17 protein-coding genes and 1 pseudogene are annotated in these 16,904 nt (G+C 60.3%); 6 read left to right on the plus strand and 12 right to left on the minus strand.

Annotation, left to right across the window (positions count from 1 at the left end):
• Positions 1-369: 369 nt before the first annotated feature.
• The 3 genes and pseudogenes from BRPE64_RS31385 (at position 370) to BRPE64_RS31395 (ending at position 1,937) form a co-directional block, all read left to right on the plus strand.
• Positions 370-834: a hypothetical protein gene (locus BRPE64_RS31385; protein WP_044044174.1), complete on the plus strand. Its 465-nt coding sequence runs from the start codon at positions 370-372 to the stop codon at positions 832-834.
• Positions 831-1,533, plus strand: a pseudogene (gene stbB / locus BRPE64_RS31390) (StbB family protein). The gene BRPE64_RS31385 and the pseudogene stbB overlap by 4 nt, the downstream one beginning before the upstream one ends.
• 47 nt (positions 1,534-1,580) lie before the next feature.
• The gene (locus BRPE64_RS31395) at positions 1,581-1,937 is read left to right on the plus strand and encodes a hypothetical protein (protein ID WP_044044176.1); all 357 of its coding nucleotides are present in this window, start codon (positions 1,581-1,583) and stop codon (positions 1,935-1,937) included.
• Between the two features lie 271 nt (positions 1,938-2,208).
• Here the strand turns inward: BRPE64_RS31395 and BRPE64_RS32170 are convergent, their stop codons facing one another.
• The gene (locus tag BRPE64_RS32170; RefSeq protein WP_232519365.1) at positions 2,209-2,634 is read right to left on the minus strand and encodes a TrfB-related DNA-binding protein; all 426 of its coding nucleotides are present in this window, start codon (positions 2,632-2,634) and stop codon (positions 2,209-2,211) included.
• On the opposite strand from BRPE64_RS32170, the gene BRPE64_RS33115 reads away from it, so the two are divergent.
• On the plus strand, positions 2,627-3,022 hold the full coding sequence (locus BRPE64_RS33115) for a hypothetical protein (protein WP_144063613.1): 396 nt from the start codon (positions 2,627-2,629) through the stop codon (positions 3,020-3,022). The two genes, BRPE64_RS32170 and BRPE64_RS33115, sit on opposite strands and share 8 nt — an antisense overlap.
• 56 nt (positions 3,023-3,078) lie before the next feature.
• Here the strand turns inward: BRPE64_RS33115 and BRPE64_RS31405 are convergent, their stop codons facing one another.
• Positions 3,079-4,209 carry a porin gene (locus BRPE64_RS31405; protein ID WP_044044177.1) on the minus strand — a complete coding sequence of 377 codons (1,131 nt, stop codon included), beginning with the start codon at positions 4,207-4,209 and terminating at the stop codon, positions 3,079-3,081.
• Positions 4,210-4,683: 474 nt separating this feature from the next.
• Here BRPE64_RS31405 and BRPE64_RS31410 point away from each other — a divergent pair, with 474 nt between their 5' ends.
• A complete protein-coding gene (locus BRPE64_RS31410; protein ID WP_044044179.1) occupies positions 4,684-5,238 on the plus strand; it encodes a 4-hydroxylaminobenzoate lyase in 555 nt (184 codons plus the stop codon).
• Positions 5,239-5,309: 71 nt separating this feature from the next.
• Here BRPE64_RS31410 and BRPE64_RS31415 read toward each other — a convergent pair whose 3' ends face one another.
• From BRPE64_RS31415 to BRPE64_RS31445, 7 genes are all read right to left on the minus strand, one after another.
• Positions 5,310-6,671 (minus strand): MFS transporter, encoded by a 1,362-nt coding sequence (locus tag BRPE64_RS31415; RefSeq protein ID WP_044044180.1) that lies wholly within the window; start codon positions 6,669-6,671, stop codon positions 5,310-5,312.
• Between the two features lie 238 nt (positions 6,672-6,909).
• Positions 6,910-7,884 (minus strand): LysR substrate-binding domain-containing protein, encoded by a 975-nt coding sequence (locus BRPE64_RS31420; protein WP_044044182.1) that lies wholly within the window; start codon positions 7,882-7,884, stop codon positions 6,910-6,912.
• Between the two features lie 4 nt (positions 7,885-7,888).
• Positions 7,889-8,638, minus strand: coding sequence for a gamma-glutamyl-gamma-aminobutyrate hydrolase family protein (locus BRPE64_RS31425; protein WP_044044183.1), 750 nt, complete (start codon positions 8,636-8,638; stop codon positions 7,889-7,891).
• Complete coding sequence (locus BRPE64_RS31430) at positions 8,635-9,861, minus strand: NAD(P)/FAD-dependent oxidoreductase (protein WP_044044185.1); 1,227 nt, start codon at positions 9,859-9,861, stop codon at positions 8,635-8,637. The genes BRPE64_RS31425 and BRPE64_RS31430 overlap by 4 nt, the downstream gene beginning before the upstream one ends.
• A 4-nt stretch (positions 9,862-9,865) precedes the next feature.
• Entirely contained in the window at positions 9,866-10,189 is a 324-nt protein-coding gene (locus BRPE64_RS31435; protein WP_044044186.1) for a 2Fe-2S iron-sulfur cluster-binding protein, read from the minus strand.
• Positions 10,190-10,229: 40 nt separating this feature from the next.
• Positions 10,230-11,666, minus strand: a complete 1,437-nt coding sequence (locus BRPE64_RS31440) for a glutamine synthetase family protein (RefSeq protein ID WP_044044190.1) — start codon at positions 11,664-11,666, stop codon at positions 10,230-10,232.
• 60 nt (positions 11,667-11,726) lie between these two features.
• The gene (locus BRPE64_RS31445) at positions 11,727-13,043 is read right to left on the minus strand and encodes an aromatic ring-hydroxylating dioxygenase subunit alpha (protein ID WP_044044192.1); all 1,317 of its coding nucleotides are present in this window, start codon (positions 13,041-13,043) and stop codon (positions 11,727-11,729) included.
• 337 nt (positions 13,044-13,380) lie between these two features.
• Here BRPE64_RS31445 and BRPE64_RS31450 point away from each other — a divergent pair, with 337 nt between their 5' ends.
• Complete coding sequence (locus BRPE64_RS31450) at positions 13,381-14,112, plus strand: GntR family transcriptional regulator (protein WP_044044193.1); 732 nt, start codon at positions 13,381-13,383, stop codon at positions 14,110-14,112.
• Positions 14,113-14,312: 200 nt separating this feature from the next.
• Here BRPE64_RS31450 and BRPE64_RS34025 read toward each other — a convergent pair whose 3' ends face one another.
• The 3 genes from BRPE64_RS34025 to BRPE64_RS31460 all read right to left on the minus strand — a co-directional run bounded on the left by BRPE64_RS34025 (position 14,313) and on the right by BRPE64_RS31460 (position 16,742).
• Entirely contained in the window at positions 14,313-14,609 is a 297-nt protein-coding gene (locus tag BRPE64_RS34025; RefSeq protein ID WP_332444317.1) for a nitroreductase family protein, read from the minus strand.
• On the minus strand, positions 14,606-15,001 hold the full coding sequence (locus tag BRPE64_RS34030; protein WP_332444318.1) for a nitroreductase family protein: 396 nt from the start codon (positions 14,999-15,001) through the stop codon (positions 14,606-14,608). The genes BRPE64_RS34025 and BRPE64_RS34030 overlap by 4 nt, the downstream gene beginning before the upstream one ends.
• 556 nt (positions 15,002-15,557) lie before the next feature.
• The gene (locus BRPE64_RS31460; protein WP_044044195.1) at positions 15,558-16,742 is read right to left on the minus strand and encodes an epoxide hydrolase family protein; all 1,185 of its coding nucleotides are present in this window, start codon (positions 16,740-16,742) and stop codon (positions 15,558-15,560) included.
• Positions 16,743-16,904: the final 162 nt, after the last annotated feature.

The raw sequence follows: 16,904 nt of genomic DNA on the forward strand, positions 1-16,904 counted from the left end.
AAATAGAGTAACTCATTCTTCTTACCTATAGTATTGTCTATAGGTATCAAGTGCGCAAACACATAGCTTTCCTGTGAATTCCTATAGCAACGCTATAGAGCCAAAGTAGTGTTACTTTTGATTTGAGGCCGATAAAACCAAGGGTTTGCATCCCCGAAGGGGGTGCGTGATGTGTATTGAGATTTCTGGCCTGTTAAGGACAGGGATCTCTAGGGGTTAAGGGCGTGATAGTCGACTAGCCCGAAGGGCGTAGGCGGCAAACATGCGAGGCAGCAGCAGAAAGGTTGCAAAACAGATGCAACTTGATAGTATGACAAATGCGTGTGAGATGCAGTAGGACTGCGTATCAATAGCTCGGAGGACGCGTGAATGCCGCAACGTGACGTGATGCAGGCTTTGACGGCACTGGAGCCAAAGACCAAAGCGGCAAAAGTACGCGAAGTGATGCCGTTGATCGAACAGAGGATCTCAGCGGGCGTGCGGATCGCGGATATTCTGAAAGCTCTGAGAGAGAGTGGGATCGATTTGACCGAAGCCACAATGAAAAACTACTTGTACCGATACCGGCAGAAGCAGCAGGTCGAGCGAGAGACTACAGGGCAGAAAATTCAATCTAATGCAAAGCATGCTAGCGCCACCGATCCGGTGTCACAACGACACTACTCTGACTCCTCTTCGATAACTGATTCAGATTCATCGGCACAAGTAGCCTCACACAGACCGATCTCGATGCAGGAGCTAGACCGCTTGATGAAACCCGACCCGGCAGAACAAGCCGAGAAACTGGCACGTTATGAACGCCTGGCCAAACAGCAACGAAGGAGTCGCACATGAAAGTCGCCGTCATCAACTTCAGTGGCAATCCGGGAAAAACACGCTGGTCGATAATCTGCTCGCGCCGCGCATGAACCCGCAGAAGTTCGAGATCGAAACAATCAATGCGGGATCATCCGGCTCCAACGCCGAACGGCTCAAGGGCGAGGACTACGGCGGACTTCAGGTGGATTTGATGACGCTCGATTCGCCCATCGTGGATGTGGGCGCGTCGAACGTCTAGGAATTCATCAAACGGATGAGCCAGTTCGACGGCTCTCACGAGGAGTTCGATTATTTTGTCGTGCCTGCGGTGAGCGAGAAGAAACAGCAGATCGACACGGTCAACACCATCGAGACACTGGCCGCGCTTGGCGTTCCCCGAAGAAAATCCGTGTGGTGTTCAACAAGGTCGAACTCGAAGATGCGAGCGATGTGCCGCGCTTGTTCAGTACGGTCTTTGGCCTTCACGCGGAGCGAAAGTGCTTCACGTTGAAACCGTAATCGGTGGTTCTCAGAAACGAGATTTTCGAGCGGCTGCGTGCGCTCAAAAAGAATGTCTCGGAGATCATCGCGGATGAGACCGACTACCGGGCCATGCTCCGCGAAGCGACTGACGAGGACACGAAAGCGCGTGCAGTCAGCATGATTTCGGCGCAGCGGCTCGCGAAGTCTGCGCACAAGAACCTGGATGACGTGTACAAGGTTCTGTTCAAGTAACGGGGGACGTCACGGGCGGCAACGTATCCACCGCACGCGAAGCGCTGATGGCCGAGCTATTGCAAGATGCCGACGCGCTTGTGCGCCGCTTCGAACAGGCCGATGAAGGGCTGTCCGGAAAGATCGAGCGAGCAACCAGCGACGCGGCAGGCAAAGCGTTTCTCGCAGCGAAGCTCAATTTCGAGTCAGTGATCGACCAGAATAGCGACAGGCTCATGGAGGCAGGCCGCGTTGCGGCCGCACAGATTGGAAATCAGCTCAATAATGGCGCCCTCCAGCTTGTTTCCAAAAATGCCGCATTTGAACGTAAGGCGCGACGGCTCGTGGTGATGCTGGCCGTGTTCGCGCTAACCGCTGGCGTCGTCGGCGGCTTCATCGGGAGCAAACTGGCCATCGGCATGTGATCTGAGCGCGCTTCGTCATGCGCGTTCAACCATTAAGAAGTCGAAGGAAAAGCCTTCGAGTCCGATGAAATCCGCTTGGGCGAAAGCACTCGCCACGCCGCGACAAACACCACGCAGGAACGGCGCGCATTTTTGCCGCCGCCCCCGTGTAAACAACAACGCTCTTCTCTGATGCCATCCTTCGGTGGGAGCGAATAGGCGGTCGCGTCGCCGGAAGATAGTTAGTCGCGTAACTTTCGATAACGTCGCGCGCGACGAATCTACCGCGTCCCTAGCTGATTCGACCTCTTTCCTCTTCTGCCATCCGGCGGACTTTCGCGGCAAGCTCAGGCGGGAGCCACACGTCCACATGTTCCCAATCCGGCGGTATCTCACGTCCCGCTGCCTGAACGGCTTTGATTACCGCGCCGACGCGCTGCTTGCTAAGCCCGCTTTCCGTCGCGGCGTCAACCTGCGAAATTCCGTCAACCAGCACGCGCCGCGCGATTTCAACGTTGCCGACCGTCATTCGCTTCAGACGGCATGAGTGCCTTAACAATCTTTCGCCGTCATCCGTTCTGCTGCCATGTTTGCCTCGCATCGACAGAATCTTGGAATGGCTGAATTCCGCCGCACCCCTTTCCGCCAAATAGAAACGTCGCATTTTGACGTAGGTTCGTTGCCAGACAAGCGTTTCAGGAGCGCGGGCGATGAACACGACCGGGACCGTCACCATGTCGATGCACGAACTGGACCGACTCGGACTGATTCAGGCAGTCGCCGAACGCCGCCAACTCAAGCCAGGCCCTGCCGCCGAGCGGCAAGGTCTGAGCACCCGCCAGATTCGGCGTCCGGTGGCGCGCTATCCTGACGACGGGCCAACCGGGCTGGTGTCACGTCGACGGGCGAAGCCCACCAACAATCGGCAGGATGCGGCAACGGCCAATCGGGCGCTCACGATCATTCGCGAGCGCTACGCGGATTTTGGTCCGAGCTCGGCCTGCGAGGAACTGCCGTCTCAGCCATGCCTACCGCTATCAAGATACTGCCAAAACGACGCCGATATTATTCATGTCAAGCTCGAAGGTACCGCGCCGCATTCATGAATAACGGCGGTCCCTAGGCGTTCTCCTGACGGCACGACATGGCACGCTTCAAGCGATCAGAACGAATGCCGCAGTCCGATGATCGCGCCGAGTTGCCCTACGCCCACCGCAGGCGTCGTACCGCCGCCGCCCGCGCTCACCGAAAATCGCGCGCGAGCGCTGTTCCACAGATAGGCGACGTTACCGTACACTGCGGTTCGCTTCGACAGAAAATACGTCGCGCGCAGGCTCGCCATGGTCGCGCGTGTATCGTGTTGCTGAACGATCACCCGATACGCTTCTCCATCAAGCGCCAGCGCGGGCGTGACGTAGTACTGCGCGCCGAGATAGAAGAGATTGGAGCGCACGCTCCCGGCCGTGTCATCCGACGTCACGCGGCGACCTATCCAGCCACCGCCCAGCTTGACGCCCATCACGTTGACGTAACCGTTCGTCTGAATGCGGGCATCTTTGTCCCCGCTCGATGTGATGTGAGTCGGTGTGACGCCATCGAAGAAGTTCGCGGCCGCGTTCGTGCCGCCGCGTTGCTCGTCGTAGGACGTCGCAAGGCCGAAATAGGTGCCGTCGTACTTCAGCATCGCACTCCATTCGCGGCATTGACTCACGTCGCCGGGTACCGGTCCGAAGCAGGTGCCCTGTCCCGGCGAATTGCCCGTGCCGGCGCTGTCGCGGCCAGCCGAGTATGAGCCGCCGACGCTCACGCCATAAAACTTGCCTTTGTAGGCGATCGTGTTGTCGCTTCGAGCGTTCGGCAGGTAGGCATCCAGTGCGCCGATGCCGTAGATGTCGGGGCCGAGGATATCGGCGTCTCCCATGGCCCAATAGGTCATCGTGTATTGGCGCCCCAAGGACAATGTTCCCCACGGCCCTTCCAGGCCGACGAACGCCTGCCGTCCGAAGAGTCGCCCGCCTTGTCCCGAGTCGCCCGCCCGCACGTTGAAGCCGCTTTCGAGTACGAATACGGCCTTCATCGCTCCGCCCAGATCCTCGACGCCTCGCATGCCCCAGCGTGAGGGAAACTCGCCCGTGATGCCGGGCATACGCACGACGGCATCGCCCGCTGCATTGGCGTGCGACACGTATTCGACGCCCGTGTCGATCACGCCGTACAAGGTGACGCTGCTTTGCGCATGGGCGGAAGCATTGAACAACCCGGCGACAAAGATCGCGATGCGGCCATATCTCATGAACTCTCCTGTGAGCGACATACCGATTTAATTCGGATACCGCATGTCTCATCATTGTTTTGGAAACTACCGCGGCGAGCTTGGGGATAGAGCGTCGAGCCGACAACGGGGAAACCCCGGTGTCGAATACATTGCAGAACGCGATCAGGAACCGCATGCGAGACGATGTTGCTTTGTTCACGCAATCGTGAGACATCGCATTTTCTCTCCCACGCCGTTCGAGGAGAAATCATCTATGGGTAGGAGCAAACGACCCTTCACTCGATGCCCGAAAGACGAATTGAAATGTGTTCAACCTGCTCTTGAACGGCTTTGATGGATAGCTGCGTGGGTGCGAACGCCATCGTTCACTACGCCGCTTTTCAACTTGCACGACATTCAAGCTTGCCTTGCAACAACTTCGCTTCCAGCGCGCGAAGCTACATGGCATCGTGGCTCGGGCCAGCCGTCATTCAAACTCAAGGAGAGAATGCAATGTCCCCGCTTCAAACTGCCGAAACCCGCAAAGACGAACTCGTCGCGCGCTGCCTGCCCTTCCTTCAGGAGGTCAGGGATATGACGACGGACTCCGACGTCGAACAATGGCTCAACACAAAATACGGCCTCGATAGCACGTTGTATAAGGATCTGGCCCGTCTCATCAGGCTTGGCGTGCAAGAAGGCTGGGCGGCCGATGTCGAGATTTCCGGCCCGCGCTATCGGCGCGCAAGGCTAGTCGAGCCGTGTCCGGAAACGTTCTACTTCAGCATCACGGCGGTTCTGATGGACAGCACCGGGAATGATCAAACCAATCCTGAAGGCAGTCTCCGCGGCGACTACCACGCGCATCCGTATGGCGAGTTCAATATGGTGGTGCCGCTTGACGAAGGCGCAGCGCTCAACGGACCGAATGGATGGTGCTATGGGGGATGGACTGCGCCCGCACCGGGAAGTCATCACTATCCGGAGGCGAAGGGCGGCGCCGTGATTGCCTTGTTTTTCCTGCCTGCCGGACGAATTGCGTACGACATCGAGCCGCCCAGGCAATAAGAGCCGAAGGGTTTTGGCGAATCCTCTGCAATGTCACGCGGCTTGCAGAGGATTTTCATTTCTTAGCGCTGTTAATGAACCGCCGGCTGGCGGGCTTGCGCATCGGACCTGGCGGCCTGGCGGCTTGTCAACTGCTTGAACAACAATGCCACGCACGACACCGCACCAGCCGCCGCGACCACGCTGAAGATGCCTGGCAAACTCATCTGCTGCCGCGAGAGCTCCGCGACGAGAAAGGAACCCGCGATCCCACCGAAGCGGCCAACGCCGAGCATCCACGCAACGCCGGTGCCGCGCCCCGCCGTGGGATAGAACGCCGCCGCGAGCGACGGCATCGATGCCTGTGCCGTGTTCACGAGCACGCCCGCGATGAACACGGCGCATACCAGCAAGCCGACATTGCCGACAGTCTGGCCGATCGCATACACGCAGATCGCGCCGAGCGCATACGCCGCGGCCACGACACCGTTCGGATTGAAGCGATCCATCAACATGCCGCACAACACAGTTCCCACGCCACCGAGCGGAAAGAGTGCGGAGACCATCGCGGCGCGTTGCGGACTGAGGCCCGCATCCCTGAGCAGCACCGGCATCCAGTTGATGAGGCCATAGAAGATGACGAGGCCCATGAAATAGCATAGCCACAGCATCGACGAGCCCAAGATGTACGAGCGAGACAACACGACGCGCGCCCCGCCGCTGCCTGCCGCGTGCATCACGCTCTCGTGCATCGTGAACGCTTCAGCCGGCGGAACTTCGGGCGTCATGCGCGCGAGGACCCGCCGGATGCGCTCGACGGGCTTTCGCTTCGACACCATGTATTGAATGGATTCCGGCAGCACCAGCACAAGCATGGCCGTCAGGATCAATGGCACGGCGCCCCCGAAGTACAGCACGCCGCGCCAGCCGAATTGCGGAATCATCCATGCGGCAAGAAACCCGCCGAATGCGGCACCTAGCGGAAAGCCGCAAAACATCATGTTGACGATGGTCGCACGACGGCTCTGCGGACAGAACTCGCTCATCAGCGTGACGGCATTGGGCATCGCGGCACCCAAACCGATGCCGGTCACGAAGCGCAATACGATGAGTCCGGTCAGGTCATTCGCATAGCCCGAACTCAGGCACGCGAGTCCGAATACCAGCACCGACACGATCAGCACCAGACGCCTTCCATAACGATCGGCAAGCGGCCCAGACGAAATCGCACCGCAGGCGAGCCCGAAGAGCGCCGCGCTCAATACCGGTGCAAGCGCGGCACGGCTTAAATTCCATTCGGTCACGAGCGAAGGCGCGATGAAGCCAATCGCGGCCGTGTCGAAACCATCCATCAGCACGATTACGAAACACATCGCGAACACGAGCCACTGGTAGCGTGAAAACGGGCGCGTGTTGATGAGCGCCAGAACATCGACGGTCTTTGTATCTTCCATTGCTTCCTCTCTCTATCCACGGGGCGCCCAGATTAAGAGCGCGCATACGCGCGAACAACCCGGCAAATTACGAAGGCGCGGCGCGAATCGCGAGGAAGTGTCATGTGACGCCTCCCGCGATCACGCCGTTTCGATCAGAAAAGCCCATTTTTACGGGCATTTCAACGACGTTCAGGCGATCGCACGCAGCAGCGCAATCGTGGGGAATTCCCTGCATGAGGATCTTGAATGCCGCGCATCAGCGGCAGCGCACCTGGCGCGAAACGTCGATGAGTTGCTGTCTGAGCCATTGCAGCGCGGGGTCCGCATCGTTGCGCTCGTGCCAGACAGCGCGCACGGCGACGTCGGGGCATTCGTAGGGCGCCGCGCGCATCTTCAGTTCGCCATGACGCTCCAGTTCACGAGCGAGCGACGAAGGCACCAGCGCGAGCATGTCGCTGTGGCGCAAGAGCGCGGGAATCGCGAGCGAGTGTGCAACGGCCATGCGCACGCGAGGTATCGCCGCGCTATCGGCATAAGCACGGTTAAGCGCTTCACGATCGAACATCTCCGACTGCCGCGCCAGTCCGCGTTCGACGATAAAGCCGCTCACCGCGCCTTCCTCCTCGCCGCCCTGCGAGACCGCGAGTAAGGGATACGCCAGCAAGTCGGCAGGCGCGAGCGCGCGGTCCGCGATCGGGTGTTCGCGATGCAGCAGCACGACGTCGGTCTGCTCCCAGACCTGAAGAGAACGAAAGCGGCGCGGCACATCGGCGAAAATGCCGACCGCCAGATCGATGCGCCCGACATCGATCTGGCCCGCGAGGTCGAGCCGCGTCGAAGGCCGCACGACGAGATCGACCAACGGCGCTTCCGCGCGCAGGCGTTGACTGAGCCTGCCCAGCAAGAGCGCGGTAATGTAGTCGTTCGCGGCGATCACGAACGTCCGCTGCGCAACGCCTGGATCGAACGCATCGACGCCGAGTGCCGCCTTGATCTGCGCGAGCGCACCGCGCACCTGCGTCGCCATTGCGAGCGCGCGCACGGTGGGCTCCATGCCACGTCCGGTGCGGATGAACAAATCGTCGCCGAGCACATCGCGCATGCGGCCGAGCGCATGACTGATGGCGGACTGGCTCAGATTGAGGCGTTTGCCCGCCAGCGCGAGATTGCGGTCCTCGTAAATCGCGTCGAAGACGCGCAGCAGGTTGAGGTCGATGCGGTCCGTGGACATGGCATCACTCCGCGCGCGACATCGCATAGTGCCGGCAACGCTCGCCGAACGCTTCGAACAGCGCGCGCGACAGCGCATCGCTCGCTGTCATCGCTTCGGGATGCCATTGAACGCCCAGTGCGAAAGGATGTCCGTCGAGACGAACGGCCTCGATCAGGCCGTCGGGCGCACGCGCTTCCACGACGAGGCCGGGAGCAAGCGCGGCGACGCCCTGACGATGCAGGGAATTCACCCGCACGCTCCGCGCGCCACCCGCGAGCATCGACAATGTGCTGTCATCGACGAGTTCGATGTCGTGCCGATAGCGGTAGCGCACGAGCAACGCTTCGCTCATGTCTTCGAGATGATCTTCGGAATGCCCGGACACATGGATGTCGGAGTGCAAGGTGCCGCCGAACGCGACGTTCATCTCCTGAAATCCACGGCAAATGCCGAGGACCGGCATGCCGCGATCGGCGGCGCCTCGCATCAGTTCGAGCGCGACATGATCGCGGTCCACATCGACGAGCATGGCGTCATCTGTTTCGCCGCCGTATCGGCGGGCTTCGACATTCGATGCGCCGCCCGGAAACAGCAGGCCGCTGACGACCTCGAGATAGTCCGCAACGGACTCGATGTCGCGCGACGCCGGAATCAGCACCGGATTCACGCGCGAGCAGGCGGTCAACGCACGGACATAGCTATGTTTCGCGCCATGCGAATCATGCTCGCCGACAAAAAAGCGATCGCACACCACGCCGACGATCGGCTTCATTGCGCGGCTCCCTTAAGGTCGAATGCAGAATCCTGAACCTGATACAGCGTGAGCCTCGTGCTTTTAGCGAGCAGCTTGCGCGCCAACATGTGCTCTTGCGGGCGATTGACGCTGTCTACGGCAATCAGCACATCGCCGCGGAAATAGAAAACGGAGAACTTTTTTTCTTCGACGGAACCGCGCAATCCATGATGCGTGAAGCCCGTGTTGACGCCGGCCATCTGCAGCTTCAGGTCGTATTGATCGGACCAGAACCAAGGCACCGCACGATAGGGTTCGGGCTTTCCGGTTACCGTGGCGGCCGCGCTCCTCGCCATGTCGTTCGCGTTCTGCACCGACTCCACGCGACACGCCCGCGACCCCGCTGATGCCCAATGCGGCACGAACGAAGCGCAGTCACCCGCCGCGACGATTGCAGGGTCGCTCGTGCGGCCGCATTCATCGACGGCGATGCCGCCCGCCACGGTCAGTCCGCACTCCGCCGCGATCTCCGTATTCGGCACGACGCCGATGCCCACCACGACGACCTCGCATGGCAAGTGCGTGTCGTCGTCGAGGACGACAGATACTGCGCCGTCGGCAGGCCGCACCGCGACGACCTTGCGCCCGCATCTGAACGCGACATCATGCAGTTCGTGCGCGCGCTGCATGAAGTCCGACATCCAGGGCGACGCGACGCGCGCGAGCACGCGTGCCTCGGTCTCGACGACCGTTACGTCGACGCCCATCTGACGCAGCGACGCCGCAGCTTCCAGACCGATATAACCGCCACCGATCACCACCGCCCGCCGCGCCGAGCGCGCTGCTCGCGCGAGCCGCCGCGCATCGCGCAAATCGCGCAGGTAATGAACCGCGTCGAGTTGCGCTCCGGGACAATCGAGCTTGCGTACGCGCGCGCCTGTCGTCAGCGCGAGATGGGTATAGCCGATGCGCGTGCCCTCGTGCAGTTCCACTTCGCGACGCTCGCGATCAATATACGTCGCGCGCATCGAAGGCATCCACTCGATCTTCTCTTCATCGAAAAAGGCCGGCGAACGCAGTGGCAGACGCCCCTCGCTGAAGGCGCCCGACAGAAACGCCTTCGACAGGGGCGGACGTTGATAAGGGGCATCGGGCTCGTCGCCGAGCAGCACGATGCGGCCATCGAAGCCATGTTCCCGCGCGGACGCCGCGAGCTGCACGCCCGCATACGACGCGCCGACGATCACGAGCGTGCGATTCATGATCTCACCCTTGCCTTTGTGGAATCTGCACGACGAGTCCGTTCATCGCGGCGCTCGCGACGAGCTGGCAACTCAGACGGCTCTCGGGACGGCGCTCGGCCGCGACACCGTCGAGCAGTTCGATTTCCGACTCATCGGGCGATGGCAACTGCGCCGTGGACGACTCGTCGATATAAACGTGGCAGGTTGCGCAGGACAGGCATCCGCCGCATTCCGCATCGATGCCGCGCACGTTGTTGTGAATCGCGGCTTCCATTACGCTCGTGCCGTCGGGTACGTCGATCTCGCGACGCTCGCCGTCGCGCAGAATATAGGTTACAACAGGCATGACAATTCTCCTTGCTATGGGCGCATGAAAAGGCGCAGCGTCAGAACGCCTCGAAATACTCGCGATGCTCCCACTCGGTGACTTCCAGATTGAAGCGATCGATCTCCGCCTGCTTGAGCTTGCAGAAGTAGTCGACGAAGGCACTGCCGAGCCCTTCGCGCAAACATTCGTCGGCCCGAAGCGCATCGAGCGCATCGTTCAGACTGCGTGGCAACGCTTCGGCTTGCGTTTCATAGGGCGTATCCGCCGAGGCTGGCAACTCGAGCTTGCGCTGCATGCCGTCAAGACCCGAAATCACTTGCGAGGCAAAATACAGATATGGATTTGCAGTCGGTTCGCCCACACGATTCTCGATGCGGCTCGCTGCATCGTTCGCGCCGCCGAGTACGCGCAGCATCACGCCGCGATTGTCGCGGCCCCAGTTCGCCCGATCCGGCGCGTTCGAATACGGCCGATAACGCCGATAGCCGTTGATCGTCGGCGTGGACAATGATGTCGCGCCCCGCGCATGCGCAAGCAGACCGGCGAGATAACGTCGACCCGTGATAGACAACGGTTCGGTTGCATCGCCGGGCATGAACGCGTTCGTGCCGTCGCCCGCATGCAGCAACGACTGATGCAGATGCCAGCCACTCGACACGACATTCGGAATGCGCGGGCGGCACATGAACGTCGCGTGATAGCCGTTGCGCTGGCAGATCTGCTTCACCGCACTGCGAAACAGCACCATGTCGTCGGCGCTCTTGATGCCCTTGGTCGGCGCAAAGGTGAATTCGAACTGGCTCGGTCCATACTCCACTTCGAGCGAGCGCACCGGCAGGCCGAGTCCGTCGATATTGCGGCGAAGCAACTCCATCACATCGTCGACGGCGTCATAGCGCAACTCGGTCAGATACTGAAAACCGTGCGACAGCAGTTCGACATCGGGCGGCAAGCCGGGCTGCCCCGAATGCTCGGGCTTCATGTGCGGGTCAGTGACCTTGAACACGTGAAACTCCACTTCGAGTCCCGAGACGAATTCGAAGCCATGTTTCGACAACCGATCCAGCGCGCGGCGAAACAGATGCCGTGTGCCGAACGGTACGGGCATGCCGTTGGCGAAATGCACATCGCACAGCACCCATCCGGTATGCGGCGCCCACGGCAGCACACGGAAAGTTTCGGGATCGGCGACCATTAGCGTGTCGCACGCGCCCTGCATCTCGGGCATGTCGAAGCCGCCGCCCGCCGTGAACACAGGAAACACCGTGCGATGCGACGTGTCCTTGGCGAACAGCGTGGTCGTGAGCGTAACGCCGCTTCTCATCGCCCTGATAGCCTCGTCGACGACGAGCGTCTTGCCGCGCAACAGGCCGTGCTGATCGGGAAACGAAAAGCGCACCACTTTCACATCGCTTTTCTTCAGGCGCTCAACAAGCCCGGCATAGGCGGTGTGCTGGGCATCCGTCCACAAACCGTGGGTTTCTACGAAAGACATGTTCGATCCGCGCGGCAATCATATGCCGCGCGCTCCATTCAGGTGGCAGGACGGTTGCGTTCAGGCCTTCGGCGCGGACCACGGCGACTGTGCGCGCCGACTCGCATCGGACTCTTTCCAGTAGTCATCCCAACGATCCGTCGGCGCGATGCCATCGATCGAAGCAGGTCCCGTCAGATGCGCGGCTTGCTCTTCGTCGATCAGCATCAGCGTCTTTTCACCCGTCTGTGTCTTCTCAATTGCATCGACGAGCAAGCGGCGATAAGCGATGATGCCCTTGTCCGTCGTACCTAAATGCTCGCGCGTGCGGTCCTGAATCGCGCCCTGCGATTCGACGGCCCATTGATCGTGCACGTTGATATCGAAGCCCATGCCCGTATAGGTTTCGTTGAGCTGCTCCTGCGCGTTGAAGCCGTAGTTGTTGCGCTTGTTCTTGCGCGAGGTGTAGTCGGGCAACTCATACAGCTCGAGCCGTTGCTCGCGCATCTGTGCGCGGTCGGTGGGCGCGCCGAAACTCGTGAAGATCGCGTACCAGTAGCAGTTCTCGTCATCGACGGGCACGTGCCATTGCGTGATCGTCATCTCGGTGCTCATGGGAATCACGAAGGCTTGCGGAAACACGACGTTCGTCACGCGCACGTGCGTATGCGCGTCGTCGAGCACACGCTTCGCAATGAGCCGCAAACCGTAATCTGCCGGGCTCACGAGAATCTCAGGCGATTCGTATTCGCGCAGGACCTGGGTGATCGGCATGCTCGAATTCGCCGATGCGCCGCGAAACTGTTTGCCATAGCTCTCGCTGACATCCTCGTCCTCGAAAAAGCGATGCAGAAACGACGCGTGCGCCGGATCGATGCCCACTTCAAGCGCCTGCAGCCAGTTGCATTCAAACAATCCCTTGAACGCGAAGGTGTAGGCCTCGGGCGCGGCGAAGCAATCGAAATTCGGAAACGCGGGCGGCTCGCCGTGGCCGATATAGCCAAAAAGAATTCCGCTCTTCTCGATGACCGGATACGCGGTCTGACGCACCTTGTTGCAGAGCGTGCTGCCGACGGGTTCGCCGGGCGTCGAAAGGCAGCGGCCGTTGACATCGAAAAGCCAGCCATGAAATGCGCACCGCAGACCGCCGCCTTCAAGACGTCCGGCCGCGAGATCCGCGCCTCGGTGCGGACAGTCGCGATCGAGCATGCCATAGCGGCCCTGTTCGTCCTTGAACACGACGAAATCCTGACCCATCAGACGCACGGCCTTCACGGGACGCTCGTCGGGCAACTCCTCGACAAGCGCGACGGGCTGCCAGTATCGGCGCAGCAACTGGCCGCCGGGCGTGCCTTGCCCGACACGGGTGATCGTCTCGTTTTGCTGCGAGCTCATCATGGTGCTATCTCCGTTCATTGAATTCAGATGTCGATCGGTTGCATGCAACGTCACGGGTTGTTGAGAGTGAGAATAGCCATTTCTGGCTTTTTGTACAAACGATGTATGCAGCACACGCGTGCCGAAAAGTCGCTGCCAACGCCTCCTATCATGCTTATATTGCTGATTATTAACTATTTTTTCGAGATATCCGGACTTACCCTGTTCTGATTCGTAATACATGAAAATGACGCTCATCGGGCATATTGCATACATCTAAAAACATTCACGACCACAAGTGAACACAGACAAGCAACCTTCGCCTAGAATCATCGAAGGCGGCAAAGGAGAAAAAACCATGGAATCCCAGCAGGAACGCGTGCTGATCTATCTGCGCGATCTGATACTCAAGGGCGAATTCGCGCCCGGCGAACGTCTAGGCGAAGTCGCGCTCGCCGAGCGCCTGAAGGCGTCGCGCACGCCGGTTCGGCTCGCGCTCGCGACGCTGGAGCAGGAAGGTCTGGTCGAGCCGTCGCCCGCCGGCGGGTACGTCATGCGGCGCATCACCGCCGCCGAAATCGCCGATGCCATCGCGGTACGCGGACATCTGGAAGGCATGGCCGCGCGGCTCGTCGCGGAACACGGCGTGCCGCGCCAGTTGTCGAACGCGCTCGCCGAATGTCTGCGTGCGGGCGACCGCCTGCTCGCCAAGTCCGAACTGGATCTCGACGACTACGCCGCCTACACCGACATGAACAATCGCTTCCACAAGCTGATCGTCGAAGGCTCGGGCAATGCGGCGCTGATGCGCGCCATCGACATGAACAATCGACTACCGTTTGCCGCCGCGAGCGCGATGCTGCCGATGCAGTCCGCCATCGAGGAAGGACGACAATGGTTATTCATGGCGCATCAGCAGCATCACAGTCTGGTCGACGCAATGGAGCGCGGTGAAGGTGCGCGCGCGCAGGCGCTGGCGACCGAGCATGTGCAGATCGCGCAGAAGAATCTGGCGTACGCGCTGGAGCGTCCGGATGTGTGCATGAAACTGGCGCCGGCGTTGCACCTCGTGGCAGAAGCCGTTTTATAGCTGGATTTTTATTGTCGCTGTCCGGGCGAGGCATGCGTTGCGCTCGCTCGCGACAGGTTGGCGAGCGGCAAATCGTTCAGGTCCTGCCCGGGCCAGTCGTCGCGCGACTTCGACCAGAGCGGCTCCGACCGATCGGACCTCGCCTTCTGCCTTTTCGTCGGCGAGTCTGCCGTCCTTGGCGAACCATGCAGTCGTGCGGATCAGGCGTATTCCTCGAACCCGGCGAATGATGCAAACCCATCGACGGACTCGCGCGGAATTTCAAGCCGGTTGATCACAGCGCTTTCATCCGCGTAGCCGAGAGACATCCCACACACAACATCGTGCCCCGCCGCCAAATCGAGGTGATCGGCAATGATGCCCGGGTAACGCGCGAACGAGACTTGCGCGCACGTGTCGAGACCGCGTGCGCGTGCCGCGATCATGACGGTCTGCAAGAACAGGCCGTAGTCGAGCCAGCTATATTTCTTCAAGCGGGCATCGATCGTGAAAATCATGCCAACGGGTGCACCGAAAAATCGAAATTTCTACCGGAAGCCCGCGAGCGCGCGGCGGCGTCCTCCTTGTTGATGCCCAGCGCGCCGTAATATCGCGCACCAAAGTCCTCCTGCCTCGGTTGACATGCGCCGAGCAATGGACTGGGAAAATGTTGCAACGGCGGGTGACGATCCTCCACGTGCGCACGCGCGAGCGCCGCGCTCAATTGCCCTTTGATGCTGCCGCCCAGCACATGAACATGCCACGGTTGAGTGTTCGAGTTACTGGGCGCGCTGCGTGCGACATCCAGAATATCGACGATTTCCTCTCGCGCGACTGCGTCCGGAAGAAAGAGCCGAACGGCTTTGCGGGAACGAATGACCGCGTCGACGACAGGTGTTTGCGAATGCATGATTGCCGGCCTCCGAGACTGCGAACGTCCTATACAAGTCGCTGCGATGATGGCATAGAAGCTTCGCAGCCAATAGTGAAGAAGCTGCAAGTCAGAGTTGAACGCGATGCCGGCGAACTCCTTTACGGATTCCTGGAATTATCGACTGCACCGTAGTTAGCTAGCCATCCGTTCATACGGCTGAAGGATTGTCGTTGCAACGTCTTCGCGCAACAGGCGATCCTGCGCATCGTGGAAGGACGTATTTTTCTGGCTATCCCGGCATCGCGACGCTCCGGTCTTCTGAACTCGGCATACCGATAAGCGTTCTGCCAGCGAGTTTCGTTACGCACGGTCAGTCATCTGCGAAACATTGCCGCGGACCAACGCCGATTGTAGAGTCGCTCGCTCGCCGACAATTCCACGCTGCCGGGACATAATGAAGAGGAACTTCTATGGCATTTCGCTGGGCCGCGGACGCCCGTTCCAGGGATCGAATATCTGGTGCGCCGGCTGCGATTCCATCGGAAAACCAGGTCGCGACTCTTCTCGATCAACCCGCTTTCCCAGTCTTTAATCAATCTACGCTTCCAGCGCCGTAACCACCGGCGTGACGAAGGGGACGAAAGAAAGCGCGAATGTCCTCCACGAGCAGTTCCGGTTGCTCCAGCGCCGCAAAGTGGCCGCCACGTGGCATCGAACTCCATCGCCGTACCTCGAAAACCCGTTCGAGCCAGGAACGGGGAGGCATCGGCAACTCGCGGGGAAATACCGCCACACCCAACGGCGTCGCCACGCGTTCCGACAGGCTGAAAACCAGCGGGCGGAGGCGGTTTTCCTTGTAGATTCGAAAAGACGCGTCGAGCGCGTGGCCGAACCAGTAGATCGAAATATCGGTCAGTAACTGATCCATCGTGAAGACGCTTTCGATGTCGCCATTGCAATCGCTCCAGGTCCGGAACTTCTCTGCGATCCAGGCAGCAAGACCAACAGGAGAATCGGTCATCGCATACGACAGGGTTTGGGGCTTGGTACTCTGGACCGACGCATACGCACCTTCCGTACTCGCCCAGGCTGCGACGGCGTCGAGATAGGCGCGCTCCTCTTCGGTCACCGGACACAGGCTGTCGCTCACGGGCGGCCGAAAGCTCGCAGGGATGTAGTTGACATGCGCGCCGATCATCTGTGCAGGGAAACGTCGCGCAAGCCACATCGAAACCCCGGCGCCAATGTCTCCTCCCTGAGCACCGAACCGGTCGTAGCCGAGCTTAGTCATGAGTTCGAGCCACATCCCGGCGATGCCGTGGGCGCCGCTTCCAGAGGTCTGCAATGCTGTAGAAAAGCCGAAGCCGGGTAATGAAGGAACGACCACATGAAACGCGTCAGCCGGATCGCCGCCGAATGCTGCGGGATCTGTCAGAAGCGGGATAACGCGCTCCATCTCGACGAACGAGCCCGGCCAGCCGTGAGTCAGCACGAGCGGCATCGGCGCAGGACCTTTGCCTTTCTGATGAACAAAATGAATCTCGCATCCGTCGATACTCGCCTGAAAATTCGGCAATTCATTGAGCCGCGCTTCCTGCGCACGCCAGTCGAACTGAGTTTGCCAGTAATCCGTCAAGCGCCGAATGAACGCCAGGCCCGCGCCATCATCCCACTGCTGCGCGTCGAGACCCGCGGGAAAGCGAGTGTTGCGCAGTCGCTGCATGAGATCGTCGATCTGGCTGTCATGCACATTGATGTTCAGAGACCGTGCGTACATTCTCGTGCTCCATTCGACGAGAAAGGCGACCAGTCGACCGGCCCCCGTCGAGTGCGGCCGCGGGCTTGCTGCTTAGATTCGACCGCACGACGAAAATGCTGAAGGAGCCGGGAAAAGCGTTGATCGGATGGCACCCGATGCGGGTGGGCGCTGAGCGGCGTC

It is taken from the genome of Caballeronia insecticola, from assembly GCF_000402035.1.
GTDB classification, from domain to species: Bacteria; Pseudomonadota; Gammaproteobacteria; order Burkholderiales; family Burkholderiaceae; genus Caballeronia; species Caballeronia insecticola.